Genomic DNA, 14,300 nt, shown 5'->3' on the forward strand with positions numbered 1-14,300 from the left:
GAATTAGGAAGCCACAACAAAACCGTAAAGGAGTATCTCAATGAAAAAGCTGATCGCCCTGATGGCAACAATGTTCATCACGCTTACAGCTCATGCTGCGCAATTTACCGAAGGAACCAACTATACGGTTCTCGATCTTCCAGCAACATCTAGCCCAACAGTAAATGAATTCTTTTCATTCTATTGCCCGCACTGTAATCACTTTGAACCGATTATCCAGCAGGTAAAGAAATCACTACCTAAAACAGCAAAATTCCAGAAAACCCACGTCTCTTTTATGGGCGGAAAAATGGGCGTATCCATGAGTAAGGCTTATGCGACTATGGTTGCTTTAGAAGTCGAGGACAAAATGGTTCCCGTTATGTTTAACCGAATCCACAACCTCAATACTCCGCCAAAAGATGATGCTGAACTTCGTCAAATTTTCTTAGATGAAGGTATCGATGCCAAGAAATTTGATGCGGCCTTCAATGGCTTTGCTGTTGATTCAATGCAGCGTCGTTTTGATAAACAATTCACCAATGCCAAGCTAAAAGGCGTACCGGGTATTGTGGTCAATGGCAAATACCTAGTTGAAGTAGGTTCTATTCAATCAACAAAAGAACTTACAGACCTAATCAACTACCTATTGAAGAAAAAATAATATTAAGGGGAAGCCACTTGGCTTCCCCTTTTAAATTGCCCTTTACAGTGACACTTGCTGATTCAACTCAATTAATAACTTATCCATCGCTCTATATCCTAAAGCCTCAGCAAGATGCTGCTTCGTTATCGATTGGCTTCCTTCTAAGTCTGCAATAGTCCGAGATACCCTCAATATCCGATGATAAGCCCGAATAGACAGTCCAAGACAAGTAATGGCGTTATCTAAGAATTTCTCATCACTGCTCGATAAGCAACAAAACTGCTCAATCTCCTTGCTATCTAACTGTGCATTAGCTTTTGAGACACGATGTTCCATTACCTTTCTTGCCTCAATAACCCGTTCTCGAACCACCGCTGTGCTTTCCCCACGCATACCTGATTGCTGCAAGCTAGCTATCGGCAGCAAAGGGATCTCCAATGACATATCAAACCTATCTAAGAAAGGGCCTGATATCTTACTTAAATAGCGCAACATGGCCTGAGGATTCGCCCTTATCTGTCCGGAGTTATAATGCCCACTCGGGCTAGGATTTAAAGCCGCTACTAATTGAAAACAAGCAGGAAAAGTACTCTTACCCGCCGCTCGAGAGATAACCACTTCACCGGCCTCTATTGGTTCACGAAGCGAATCCAACACCCGCCGTTCAAACTCAGGTAACTCATCTAGAAATAAAACCCCATTGTGAGCCAGAGATATCTCGCCAGGCTTAGGACGAGAACCGCCTCCAACCAAGGCCGCCATCGAACTGGAGTGATGTGGAGCGCGATAGGGCCTTTTAAACCAATTAGTTTGCAGGCTAAACGAGCCAACCAAGGAATTAAGCGCCGCAACTTGTAGGGCTTCTTCTATGTTGAGATTAGGAAGCAGATCAACCAAACGTGTCGCAAGCATGGTTTTTCCTGTTCCCGGTGGGCCTAAAAATAATAAGTTATGTCCTCCCGCCGCCGCGACCTCTAGAGCACGCTTACCCTGCTGTTGTCCCAAGATATCTTGCAAGTCCCTTTCAATAGTCTGTTCATGGTTGGTGATGGGCTGATGATTTAGTTCTAGGCTTTGTTGCCCATTTAAATAGGCACCAACCTCAACCAAACAACTTGCCGTCAAGTTCTGCTTGGTATCAACTAGAGCAACCTCAGGGCCATTATCAATTGGTGAAATCAGGACACGATGGCTCTGTATACATGCCAATGATGCTACGATAGCACCACTCACGGCCCTCAACTCTCCTGACAGCGCGAGCTCACCCAAGAGTTCAACCTGCTTTATTTTCTCGGTAGACAACTGTTCACTCGCCACCAATATCCCGATGGCTATTGGTAAATCGAAACGCCCACCGTCCTTAGGTAAATCAGCAGGCGCTAAATTGACAGTTATCTTCCTACTCGGAAAAATAAATTTTGAATTGAGTATCGCACTTCGAACCCTATCCTTAGACTCCTTTACACTTGTTTCTGCCAAGCCGACTAAATGAAACCCAGGCATACCTGGCCCAATATGAACCTCGACCAAGACTTCAGGGGCATTTATCCCCATACACGCCCTACTTTGGATGATAGCTAACCCCATGATGACTCCAATTTATTGTCCTCATCATTGGTTCTAGTTCTGTCACAGAGTAAAGGAAAATGAAAAAAGAATGCGGTTTTCCTTGTCAGATCACAATATTATGTGTTACCACTAGTAGAACAAACACTGTGCAAAGTTATTGCGGAATTTTTCTAAGTAGACGACTACTCTTGATGATGCTTAAAACACTTAACCTACTAGCTCTGGTAAACCTGATCGTCGTGGTGATTATTAAACCCGCGCGAGGGCGAGTAGGCGCAAATTAGTACAGTAAAAATTTTAAGCCCTCGCACTGAAAAGTTCGGGGGCTTTTTTTAGTTTATAGCCAAACTGGCACACAAAAGGACTTGGAGCACATGATGTGCGTTGAAATGAAATTCACAACACAACCAAACACCATGTTAATAAAAGGGGATTGCCAATGAACGGTGCTCAACTCGTCGTCGAGGCACTTAGCCAGCAAGGGATTAAAACCATATTTGGATACCCTGGTGGAGCAATAATGCCAATCTATGACGCTCTCTATGATGGTGACGTAGAACATATCTTATGTCGTCATGAGCAAGGCGCTGCGATGGCGGCCATTGGTATGGCACGCTCAACCCAAGAAGTTGCCGTATGCATGGCAACCTCAGGCCCAGGTGCGACTAACTTAGTGACGGGACTTGCAGATGCATTTCTCGATTCCGTTCCTATCGTCGCGATCACAGGTCAGGTAGCAAGCCCACTTATCGGTACGGACGCATTCCAAGAAATGGATGTTATTGGTATGTCCTTATCTTGTACTAAGCATAGTTATTTGGTTACCGATATTAATGACCTAGCGCCTACCCTTGCCGAAGCATTTGAAGTAGCAAAGAATGGTCGTCCAGGTCCAGTATTAGTTGATATTGCAAAAGATGTTCAGTTGGCTGAAGCACCGACAAGTGTACTTCCCAAGTTTGAAGCGCCAATGATGCCGGTACCACAACCGGAAGAGTATCGTCTAGCGCAGGCACTGATAAAAGAAAGTCACAGACCAGTTCTATATGTTGGTGGTGGTGTGCAATTAGCTAACGCAACAGAAACTGTTCGCCAATTCCTAAGTGACCACCCTATGCCTTCCGTAAGCACACTGAAAGGCTTAGGGACCATTGACCGCCACAACCCTTATTACTTGGGCATGCTTGGTATGCATGGAACTAAAGCGGCCAACCTAATCGTTCAAGAGTCAGATTTACTAATCGTAGTTGGCGCTCGCTTTGATGACCGAGTAACTGGAAAGTTAGAAACTTTCGCACCAAATGCACAGATTATTCATCTTGATATTGATAAAGCAGAATTTAATAAGCTAAGGCATGCTCATGCAACATTGCGTGGTGATATCAATGATATTTTGCCTCAGATTCATTTAGAGAATGACATCTCCCCTTGGGTTCATCATTGTGAAAGTTTACGTAGTGGGTTTAAGTGGCGCTACGACCATCCGGGTGAAGCCATCTATGCCCCGTTGCTGTTAAAGCAGCTGTCTGACCTTATGCCTGATAGTGCTGTAGTATCAACAGATGTTGGTCAGCATCAAATGTGGGCGGCGCAACATATTCAACCCCGAGCACCACAGAATTTTATAACTTCATCTGGCTTAGGTACTATGGGTTTTGGCTTACCTGCCGCTATGGGTGCCGCAGTAGCTCGCCCAGATGATCAATCAATCCTGATCTCTGGTGACGGCTCATTTATGATGAACGTACAAGAACTTGGCACCTTAAAACGCCGCCAGATTCCGGTAAAAATGGTCCTAATTAACAATCAGCGTCTCGGTATGGTTCGTCAGTGGCAATCACTGTTCTTCGATGGCCGTCATAGTGAAACCATCTTGGACGATAACCCTGATTTTGTAATGTTAGCGAAGGCCTTTGATATACCAGGCAAAACGATTACAACCAAAGCTGAGGTCGAGCCAGCACTCAAAGAGATGCTTGAAAGCGAGACATCATTCCTGCTTCATGTACTGATTGATGAAGAAGAAAATGTATGGCCTTTGGTTCCACCAGGTGCATCCAACGAAGAAATGTTAGAGAACACTTAATAGAGGCCCTCATGGAAAGGTATTTACTTGATATTAAAGCAGATGATAAGCCAGTATTACTAGAACGCGTACTAAGAGTAGTGCGTCATAGAGGCTTTATCGTTAGACAAGTTGCTGGTACCCAAAACCACCACAGTAAGATAGCTAGTGTCGAGATCATTGTTGATAGTGAGCGTCCGATTACATTTTTAACTAACCAAATTGAAAAGTTATGGGATGTTATCAGTGTCGACGTCACTAAAATTAACAACGATGAGCTCCCAAATAATAATTTACAACATAAAGTAAGCGCGTAAGGAAGGCATTAAATGACTAAGAGAACAGCAGATTTTATTTGGTTTAACGGTGAAATGGTTCCGTGGGCAGAAGCCAACGTACACGTGCTCACTCATGCAATGCATTACGGTACTTCAGTATTCGAAGGTGTTCGTTGTTACAACACGCCTAAAGGCCCAATTGTTTTCCGTCATCCAGAACACGCAAAGCGCCTTAAGAACTCAGCAAAAATTTATCGCTTCCCAATCCCTTACACGATTGAGGAAATCATGGAAGCCACTCGCGAAACCATTCGCGTAAACAAACTAGAAAGTGCCTACATTCGCCCATTGGGTTTTGTAGGTAATGTTGGCCTAGGTGTTTGTCCTCCTGTGGATTCAGAGATGGAACTGATCATCGCAGCCTTCCCATGGGGTTCATACCTAGGCGAAGAAGCACTAGAAAGTGGCGTTGACGCTATGATCTCTAGCTGGAATCGCGCAGCACCAAACACTATCCCTACTGCGGCTAAAGCTGGCGGTAACTACCTATCATCGCTACTTGTGGGTGGTGAAGCTCGTCGTCACGGTTACGATGAAGGTATTGCGCTAAGTGTTGATGGTTACCTGTCTGAAGGTGCTGGCGAGAACATCTTTGTGGTTAAAGATGGCGTTATCATTACTCCACCAGCAACAGCAGCAATCCTACCGGGTATCACTCGTGATTCCATCATGGTTCTGGCACGCGATAAAGGCTACGAGATTGTTGAATCGAACATTGCTCGCGAAGCCTTGTACCTAGCTGATGAGATCTTCATGACCGGCACTGCCGCTGAGATCGTTCCAGTTCGCTCTGTCGACCAAATTGTCGTAGGCGAAGGTAAGCGCGGTCCAATCACGAAAGATCTACAAGAAACATACTTTGGCCTATTTAATGGCACAACTGAAGATAAGTGGGGCTGGTTAGACTACGTTTACCCAGCTGACGCAGAGAAATAAGGAACAATTATGCCAATCTATCGTAGCGCAACAACGACTCACGGCCGAAACATGGCTGGCGCACGCGCACTATGGCGCGCAACTGGAGTAAAAGACGAAGATTTCGGTAAGCCGATTATTGCTGTCGTAAACTCGTTTACTCAGTTCGTACCCGGACACGTTCACCTTAAAGACATGGGTCAGCTGGTTGCGAGAGAAATCGAGCAAGCCGGTGGTATCGCTAAAGAATTTAATACCATTGCTGTTGATGATGGTATCGCTATGGGTCACGGCGGCATGCTGTACTCTCTACCCTCACGCGAGCTTATCGCAGACTCAGTAGAGTACATGGTGAATGCTCACTGTGCCGATGCGATGGTATGTATCTCAAACTGTGACAAAATTACTCCGGGAATGCTAATGGCCTCTATGCGCCTAAACATCCCTGTCATCTTTGTCTCTGGTGGTCCAATGGAAGCGGGTAAAACCAAGCTTTCAGATCAGCTAATCAAGCTAGACCTTGTTGATGCCATGATGCAAAGTGCCGATCCAACGGTATCTGACGAGCAAAGCGAGCAAGTTGAACGTAGCGCATGTCCAACATGTGGCTCTTGTTCTGGTATGTTCACCGCAAACTCAATGAACTGCCTAACTGAAGCGCTAGGTCTTTCTCAGCCGGGTAACGGCTCTATGCTGGCAACCCACGCAGACCGTGAAAACCTGTTCATCAATGCCGGTAAACGTATTGTTGAGTTGACCAAGCGCTACTATGAGCAGGACGATGAGTCGGCACTTCCTCGCAATATTGCAACTAAGAAAGCATTTGAAAATGCCATTGCTCTAGATATTGCCATGGGCGGCTCAACCAACACTGTATTGCACCTTATTGCTGCAGCTCAAGAAGGTGACGTCGACTTTACCATGGAAGATATCGATGCGATGTCTCGCCGCGTACCAAACCTATGTAAAGTCGCACCATCCACTCCGCTGTATCACATGGAAGATGTGCACCGTGCAGGTGGCGTAATGGCCATTTTAGGTGAGCTAAACCGTGCTGGCTTGCTAAACAACCAAGCGCGCACTGTTCTTGACCTTTCAATGGATGAGCAGCTTGCTCAGTACGACATCATGCAAACGGAATCTGAGGATGTGAAATCCTTCTTCCGTGCAGGTCCAGCTGGCATTCGTACCACTAAAGCCTTCTCTCAAGATTGTCGCTGGGAATCTCTGGATGACGACCGCGAAGCAGGCTGTATCCGCAGCAAAGAAAATGCGTATAGCCAAGACGGTGGCCTAGCCGTTCTTAAGGGCAACATCGCGATGGATGGTTGTATCGTAAAAACCGCTGGCGTAGATGAAAGCATTCTTACATTCACCGGCCCCGCTGTTGTGTTTGAAAGCCAAGAAGACGCCGTAGACGGCATCTTGGGTGGCAAGGTGAAGTCTGGTGATGTAGTTATTATTCGCTACGAGGGCCCTAAAGGTGGTCCAGGCATGCAAGAAATGCTGTACCCAACGACTTACCTTAAGTCTATGGGGCTTGGCAAAGAGTGTGCTCTGCTTACCGATGGTCGTTTCTCTGGCGGTACTGCGGGTCTGTCTATTGGTCATGCTTCTCCAGAAGCGGCCGCTGGTGGCATTATCGGTCTAGTAAATTCTGGCGACCAAGTTGCTATCGATATTCCTAACCGCACCATCGAGCTACTTGTTTCTGAAGCAGAACTGGCTGATCGCCGTGAAGCTCAAGATAAGCTGGGTTGGAAACCTGTGTCTCGTGAGCGCTCTGTTTCGTTTGCTCTTAAAGCCTACGCAAGCATGGCTACCAGTGCAGACAAAGGCGCGGTAAGAGATAAGTCTAAGTTTGAGGAGTAAGACTATGAGTCTTACTACCCCACTGTCTGGCGCAGATTATCTGCGCCAAATCCTGCGTGCACCAATTTATGAGGTAGCAACAGTAACTCAGTTGCAAGATATGCCTCGTTTATCGGAGCGATTACACAATGATATTCAGATAAAACGAGAAGATCGCCAGCCGGTTCACTCCTTCAAATTGCGCGGTGCCTACAACATGGTCGCCAGCCTAACTGAAGAGCAAAAGCAGGCAGGCGTCATCGCAGCATCAGCAGGAAACCATGCTCAAGGTATGGCGTACTCTGGCACTAAGCTTGGCATCAACACCACTATCGTGATGCCAAAAACGACGCCCGATATCAAGGTTGATGCCGTTCGAGCTTTCGGCGGCACGGTTGTACTGCATGGCAGTAACTTTGATGAGGCTAAGGCTGAGGCTGTGCGATTGTCTGAACTGCACGGCTATACCTTTGTGCCTCCCTTTGATCACCCGCTAGTGATTGCAGGTCAAGGCACGATAGGCATGGAGATGATCCAGCAAAACGGTCACTTGGATTACATCTTTGTCCCTGTGGGCGGCGGCGGTTTGGCCGCAGGTGTATCGGTATTGGTTAAGCAACTCATGCCAAACATCAAGGTTATTGCGGTTGAGCCGGAAGACTCTGCGTGTTTGAAAGCGGCATTAGACGCTGGACAACCCGTTACCTTAGATCAAGTAAGCATGTTCGCCGATGGTGTGGCTGTTAAGCAGATCGGTAGCGAAACCTTCCGTCTGTGTAACGAGAATATCGACGGACACATTACTGTGTCTAGTGATGAAATCTGCGCCGCAGTTAAAGATATCTTCGAAGATACTCGCGCTATTGCCGAGCCTTCAGGTGCGTTAGCTCTGGCTGGATTGAAGAAATTCGCAGAGCAAAATGAGCTGAAGAACAACAAGCTTGCCACGGTTTTGTCGGGTGCAAACACCAACTTCCATGGCTTGCGTTATGTTTCTGAGCGCTGTGAACTGGGTGAAAAACGTGAGGGCTTACTGGCGGTGACTATCCCAGAGCGTCAGGGGGCATTCTTTGAGTTCTGCAACCTGATCGGTGGTCGCGCGGTGACTGAGTTTAATTACCGCTATAACGATGACGAGCAAGCGAATATCTTTGTCGGTGTACGCTTACTTGAAGGGCAGGCTGAACTTGATAGCATCATCGCCGATCTGCAAGAGGGTGGATACCCGGTTGTTGATTTGTCCGATGATGAGATGGCGAAACTGCACGTGCGTTATATGGTCGGTGGTAAGCCGAAAAAACCACTGCAAGAGCGCTTATACAGCTTTGAGTTCCCGGAATACCCAGGCGCGCTGGTTAAGTTCTTAAGTACGCTAGGTACTCATTGGAATATCAGCCTATTCAACTACCGTAACCACGGTGCCGATTACGGCCGTGTGTTGTGTGGATTTGAGCTGACAGAAGATGATATTGAACGCTTCGGTAGCCACTTAGAAGAGCTAGGCTATGGCTATAAAGACGAGTCGGATAATCCATCCTATCGCTTCTTTCTTAGCTAACGGTTAGCCAAGACCTACAGCAACGCTATTACCAAAGCAGCCTACGGGCTGCTTTTTTATTCGCTTTTGAGCCAGTCTTGATGAAGTTTATCCTCATCACCCAGATAATTGAGCATCCACTCAATCAGCTTATTGCTGCTGTCTTTTCGCCACACCATGCAACACTCACTCGGCGGAGCCTGAAAATCAATGCTGAGCGTAACCAGCTCCTTGTTACTGACTAAGGCCTTGGCAATGTGCTCAGGTATAAACCCAACACCAACGCCCTCTTTAATGCATCGTATGGCGGTATGCCAATTAGGTGCAAGAAGTCTCCTTTGATTAGTAAGCAGCGTCTGGTGCCGCTTAGGGAGCACTCTAGAGGTATCATCGAGGATTACACTAGGAAAAGCGGCCACCTCTTCAACCTTAAGGCTGGATTTCTGGGTCAACGGATGCAGCGGAGAGCACACGAATACCCAATTCATCTTCCCCATATCCTTGATACCGAAATCGCCACTCACTGGAATAGCAGAGGTTGCTCCAAGAACAATATCCGCACGTTCTTGGGCTATGGCTTCCCACGAACCATTAAATACCTCCATGTTGATCTGCAGCTCTGCAAAATCAAATTGCTTATAAAAATCATCGATAAGGTGTTGCAGGTTATCCAGTTTCACTATGTTATCGAGCGTGATCTTCAGGGTTTGTTGCCAACCTTGCGCAGTGCGCTTGGCCTGCGCTTTAGCCTCTTCAATTTGACGCAGCATAGATCGTACTTGTTCTAAGAAGATCTCCCCTGCTGGCGTCAGCTCAACTCTGCGAGGCAAGCGCCGAAACAACAGCACATCAAGCTCAAGCTCTATTTGCCTCACCGAATAGCTCACTGCTGATGGCACCTTGTGTAGATACTCAGCAGCAGCGGAGAAACTACCAAGACGAGCAACCACATCCAATAATTCAAAGTTCTTCTGAGATAACATAGCTTTCAAATTTTTTGATAGATAACCACATATTTTAGCGCTTAATTTGTTGTTTAAGCCAATTTAGAATGCCCGACAACAAATTAATTCTCTGAAATGGTTTCTAATGTCCGTCAGCAAACTACAAATGGGTTACCTAGCCCTACTCTCTATGCTTGGTTTTATCGCTACCGATATGTACCTACCTACATTCCAAACTCTGCAAGCCGACTTTGCCACAGGCCCTGAACCTATTGCACTGTCTCTAAGCATCTTTTTGGTTGGTCTAGCGGTTGGCCAATTGGCATGGGGTATCCTTTCTGACCGATTTGGTCTACGAAGCACTCTTGCGTTAGGCCTAGCGATCTTTACGGTTGCTTCAATCGGTATTAGCTTAAGCTTCACCGTTTCTCAACTGTTGGTATTTAGGTTTATCCAAGCGATTGGCGTGTGTGCACCCACGGTTATTTGGCAAGCTATGGTGATTCAGCGCTACAGCGCCGATGACCGCCAGCGCATCTTCGCGTCTATTATGCCTCTAGTGGCTTTATCGCCCGCTCTTGCACCTCAGCTAGGTGTGCTTTTAAACACCACATTAGGCTGGGAAAGCATCTTCGTTGTGTTGGCAATGATTGGTGCAGTATTGCTGTTCGTTACCGCTAGACAGCCAAAAGAAGCTAATCCAGTTAAGAGCGTTTCTCTGAAATCTGATCTGGTATCTCTTACCAAAAACCGCACCTTTATCGGCAATGTCATCATATTCTCAATGACCTCTGCGGTATTCTTTGCCTACTTAACCGGTATGCCAGAGATCATGACTCAGCTGGGTTACTCAGCAAAAGACATTGGCATGAGCTTTATACCTCAAACTATCGCCTTTATGGTGGGTGGTTATTTCGGGAAGAAATCTGTAGAGCGCTATGGTGACAGCAAGGTATTGCCAGTACTTCTAATGCTGTTTACGGTGGCTGTTGTCGCGGTATTCGTTGCAAGCCAAAGCACCTTGACCTCTATCTGGCCGGTTCTTTTGCCATTTTGTTTTGTGGCAGTGGCCAATGGTGCGCTTTACCCTATCGTGGTTAACCGTGCGCTATCGAGTGCGCAAAATAGCCCTGCAACAGCGGCTGGACTGCAAAACAGCATACAGATCTGTGTTAGTAGTATGGCAAGCATGCTGGTGGCTTTCTTTGCTCAGCAAGCACTCGTTGCCACTGGCTGGACGATGATCTTCTGTCTTGTCGGTCTGGCGGGCGGAATCCTGCTGACACGTCAAAAGAATGATTTAGTTGAAGCAACCGCTCATTAAGATCAAAAAAGGGAGCGAATCATCGCTCCCTTCGTTTATTCAAAATGAATCCACTACAGGCTGGTTAAGCCCCATTTCTTAGCGGTTTTGTCAAAAAAGCCTTGGGTCGTTTTCAACTCAACCCAATGGTTCACATAGTTAATCCATACCTGATCGTTTTGTGGCAATAGCATAGAGATCGGCGTTGGGTTCTTTGGTTCTGCAACCGGAACTACAGCCAATTGCTTAAACTTCTCCACCAGCGTTGCGGCTTCAACATTTGAAGTTACGGATACATTGGCTCTTCGTGCCAATAACTCTTGAAAATCACGAGCTGGCGCTTCAATAACGATGTGTTGTGCTTCAGGGAAGAACTCTTTTACCATCTTCTCTTGTACCGTACCTAGCGTTGCCGCGACCTTGATGTCAGGCTTGTTGAAATCAGCCCAATCAGAATACTTATCTAGGTCTTTTTTCGGAACCACTGGTACGAATGCCAAATAGAAATAGGGTTGGCTGTAGCCTGCTACTTTCGCGCGAGACATATTCAGTGATGCGCTACCGGTAATATCGTACTTGTTGGCTGTTATGCCGTTAACCAAAGTTTTCCAGTCAGTGGCTACATACTCCACCTTCACACCTAAATCTTTTGCCAGCTCCGTGGTTACATCAATATCAAAGCCACGGTAGCTGTTGTCTGCTGGGTTTTTCATGGTCATTGGGTTCCAATCACCGGTTGTGCCTACCTTTAATACACCAGAGCTTAGAATCTGTTGTAAACGACTCGTATCCGCCATCGCTTGTGCCGTAGAAAGCAGTAAAATCCCCAAAGCAATAATAAATGTCTTCATCATAATTCCCTTTAAAATCAGTAACACTCCCTCATGGGTACTGTTACCATACCAGTTATATATGAAAAATGGTGCTTAAGGATGGCATGTTTTGAAATTAAACGCTCTAGTTGTAATAACCTGTTGTGGCTTGCTCACAGGTTGCTCAAATTATGAATGGGGTTGGTATGTACTTAACCCAACGACAGAGCAAGGTCAGATAAACCTAAGATTTCTGACTGATGGCTTTAGTAGCACGATTTACGTGTCTTTACTTAGTATGTTTTTTGCCATGCTAATTGGTTTTCTGATTGCTCTTCCCGCACTGTCGTCCAACCCTTGGATTCGCTCCATCAACCGTATTTATGTGGAGATTATTCGGGCCATTCCCGTTCTCGTGTTATTGCTTTGGGTCTACTATGGACTTCCCACTCTACTCGATGTAAGTCTGAATCACTTTTGGGCTGGAGTTATTGCCTTATCAATAGCGGAAAGCGCCTTTATGGCAGAAGTATTCCGTGGTGGTATTCAAGCTATCAACCGTGGACAGCACGAAGCATCTCATGCTCTGGGGTTAAGCTACTGGAAGACGATGCGTTTAGTTATCTTCCCACAGGCATTGCGTCAAATTCTGCCACCACTGGGCAATCAATTTGTATATATCCTGAAGATGTCATCACTAGTAAGTGTTATTGGCTTATCTGACCTAACTCGACGCGCTAATGAGTTAGTCGTAAACGAATACCTTCCACTGGAGATATACACCTTCTTGGTACTGGAATACCTGATCCTTATCTTAGCTGTATCACAAGCGGTTCGATGGCTGGAAAGACGCTACGCTATTCCGAATCACTAAAAACAATAAACCCCGCAATTTAGCGGGGTTTATACGAGATAAAAAGCTTACTTGTTCTTAACTGGGCGCTGCCAATTAGCGACGCGTCGCTCTTTTGCTCGAGTTATCACTAACTCATTTTCAGCAACATCTTTGGTTAGCGTCGTACCAGCACCAATGGTAGCACCATCAGCTATGGTTACTGGCGCAATCAACTGGCTGTCTGAACCAACAAACACATCATCGCCAATTATGGTTTTAAACTTGTTCGCACCGTCATAGTTACACGTAATCACACCCGCTCCAACATTCACACGTTGACCAATCTCAGCGTCTCCAATGTAGGTCAAGTGATTGGCTTTAGATCCTTCACCTAGGCGAGCATTTTTCACCTCAACAAAGTTCCCTACATGCGAGTCATTACGCAATTCAGCACCGGGACGCAGGCGCGTAAATGGGCCAACTGTACAATCTTCAGCAACCGTTGCACTCTCAATGATTGAATATGGGCGTACCAATGTGTTGTCATCAATCTCACAATCAATAAGCACACAACCAGCGCCGATAGTCACGTTATCACCTATGGTGACATTACCTTGAATAATCACGTTGGCATCGATTTCAACATCCATACCACACTGCAGGGTTCCGCGAAGATCAAAGCGGTTGGGATCGCGAAGCATAACCCCTTGCTCTAACAGCTTTTCAGCTTGTATAAGCTGATGTGCACGCTCAAGTTTCGCTAGTTGGCGACGATCGTTAACCCCTTCAACCTCTATTGGGTTAGCTGGGTGTACCGCCTCAATAGCACGACCATCGGCATGTGCCGCTGCAATTACGTCGGTTAAGTAATATTCACCCTGAGCGTTGTCATTACTTAGGTTACTCAGCCAACGCTTAAGGTCTTTACCATCTGCAACTAATACACCGGTATTAATTTCTTGAATCAACTTTTGTTGTTCAGAGGCATCTTTTTGTTCAACGATAGCTACAACAGAGCCATTTTCGCGAACAATACGACCATAGCCCATAGGGTTATCAAGCACGACTGTAAGCAAACCAACACCACCTTCGGGCTGAGCATCAAGAAGCGCCTCTAGGGTCTCACTGGTAATAAGAGGAACATCACCATAAAGCACTAAGACCTTTTCATCATCGGCATATTGAGAAGACGCCTGATCGACAGCATGCCCAGTACCTAGTTGCTCTTTTTGTTCAACCCAATTTACAGGTTCATTACCTAGGGTTGCTTTCATCTGATCACTGCCATGACCAAACACTAAATGAATATTATTAGCCCCTAAGCCAACACAAGTATCAATGACATGTTTTGCCATTGGTTTTCCAGCCAACGTATGCAGCACCTTAGGTTTATGAGAATACATTCGGGTGCCTTTACCGGCGGCAAGAATGACGGCACTAAAGTTGTTCATTGCTTAATCCTTAAACAGATGTTCTTAATTTATCGGTCTATTTTAACCCATCACT

General features: G+C 46.1%; 12 protein-coding genes. 8 read left to right on the forward strand and 4 right to left on the reverse strand.

The features are described from left to right. Window positions 1-40 precede the first annotated feature (40 nt). A complete protein-coding gene (locus OCU28_RS11690; RefSeq protein WP_261816318.1) occupies window positions 41-643 on the forward strand; it encodes a thiol:disulfide interchange protein DsbA/DsbL in 603 nt (200 codons plus the stop codon). A gap of 42 nt (window positions 644-685) precedes the next feature. On the opposite strand, the gene OCU28_RS11695 is transcribed toward OCU28_RS11690, so the two are convergent. Next, a complete protein-coding gene (locus OCU28_RS11695; RefSeq protein WP_261816319.1) occupies window positions 686-2,212 on the reverse strand; it encodes a YifB family Mg chelatase-like AAA ATPase in 1,527 nt (508 codons plus the stop codon). A 421-nt stretch (window positions 2,213-2,633) separates the two neighbouring features. Here OCU28_RS11695 and ilvG point away from each other — a divergent pair, with 421 nt between their 5' ends. From ilvG to ilvA, 5 genes are read left to right on the forward strand one after another with little or no spacing between them, the layout of a single operon-like run. Further along, window positions 2,634-4,280 carry an acetolactate synthase 2 catalytic subunit gene (gene ilvG / locus OCU28_RS11700; RefSeq protein WP_261816320.1) on the forward strand — a complete coding sequence of 549 codons (1,647 nt, stop codon included), beginning with the start codon at window positions 2,634-2,636 and terminating at the stop codon, window positions 4,278-4,280. Between the two features lie 11 nt (window positions 4,281-4,291). Beyond that, window positions 4,292-4,576: an acetolactate synthase 2 small subunit gene (gene ilvM, locus OCU28_RS11705; protein ID WP_261816321.1), complete on the forward strand. Its 285-nt coding sequence runs from the start codon at window positions 4,292-4,294 to the stop codon at window positions 4,574-4,576. A 12-nt stretch (window positions 4,577-4,588) separates the two neighbouring features. Then, on the forward strand, window positions 4,589-5,533 hold the full coding sequence (ilvE, locus tag OCU28_RS11710; RefSeq protein WP_261816322.1) for a branched-chain-amino-acid transaminase: 945 nt from the start codon (window positions 4,589-4,591) through the stop codon (window positions 5,531-5,533). A gap of 9 nt (window positions 5,534-5,542) precedes the next feature. Next, a complete protein-coding gene (ilvD, locus tag OCU28_RS11715; RefSeq protein ID WP_261816323.1) occupies window positions 5,543-7,384 on the forward strand; it encodes a dihydroxy-acid dehydratase in 1,842 nt (613 codons plus the stop codon). 4 nt (window positions 7,385-7,388) lie between these two features. Further along, entirely contained in the window at window positions 7,389-8,921 is a 1,533-nt protein-coding gene (gene ilvA, locus OCU28_RS11720) for a threonine ammonia-lyase, biosynthetic (RefSeq protein ID WP_261816324.1), read from the forward strand. A 56-nt stretch (window positions 8,922-8,977) separates the two neighbouring features. Here ilvA and punR read toward each other — a convergent pair whose 3' ends face one another. Then, window positions 8,978-9,883, reverse strand: coding sequence for a DNA-binding transcriptional activator PunR (gene punR / locus OCU28_RS11725; RefSeq protein WP_261816325.1), 906 nt, complete (start codon window positions 9,881-9,883; stop codon window positions 8,978-8,980). Window positions 9,884-9,989: 106 nt separating this feature from the next. On the opposite strand from punR, the gene punC reads away from it, so the two are divergent. After that, complete coding sequence (gene punC, locus OCU28_RS11730; RefSeq protein WP_261816326.1) at window positions 9,990-11,168, forward strand: purine nucleoside transporter PunC; 1,179 nt, start codon at window positions 9,990-9,992, stop codon at window positions 11,166-11,168. A gap of 53 nt (window positions 11,169-11,221) precedes the next feature. Here punC and OCU28_RS11735 read toward each other — a convergent pair whose 3' ends face one another. Then, window positions 11,222-11,998, reverse strand: a complete 777-nt coding sequence (locus tag OCU28_RS11735; protein WP_261817488.1) for a transporter substrate-binding domain-containing protein — start codon at window positions 11,996-11,998, stop codon at window positions 11,222-11,224. A 91-nt stretch (window positions 11,999-12,089) separates the two neighbouring features. Between OCU28_RS11735 and OCU28_RS11740 the strand changes: the two genes are divergently transcribed. Beyond that, window positions 12,090-12,833: an amino acid ABC transporter permease gene (locus tag OCU28_RS11740; protein ID WP_261816327.1), complete on the forward strand. Its 744-nt coding sequence runs from the start codon at window positions 12,090-12,092 to the stop codon at window positions 12,831-12,833. 47 nt (window positions 12,834-12,880) lie between these two features. On the opposite strand, the gene glmU is transcribed toward OCU28_RS11740, so the two are convergent. Continuing rightward, window positions 12,881-14,245: a bifunctional UDP-N-acetylglucosamine diphosphorylase/glucosamine-1-phosphate N-acetyltransferase GlmU gene (gene glmU / locus OCU28_RS11745; protein WP_261816328.1), complete on the reverse strand. Its 1,365-nt coding sequence runs from the start codon at window positions 14,243-14,245 to the stop codon at window positions 12,881-12,883. Window positions 14,246-14,300: the final 55 nt, after the last annotated feature.

It is taken from the genome of Vibrio gallicus, from assembly GCF_024346875.1.
GTDB classification, from domain to species: Bacteria; Pseudomonadota; Gammaproteobacteria; order Enterobacterales; family Vibrionaceae; genus Vibrio; species Vibrio gallicus.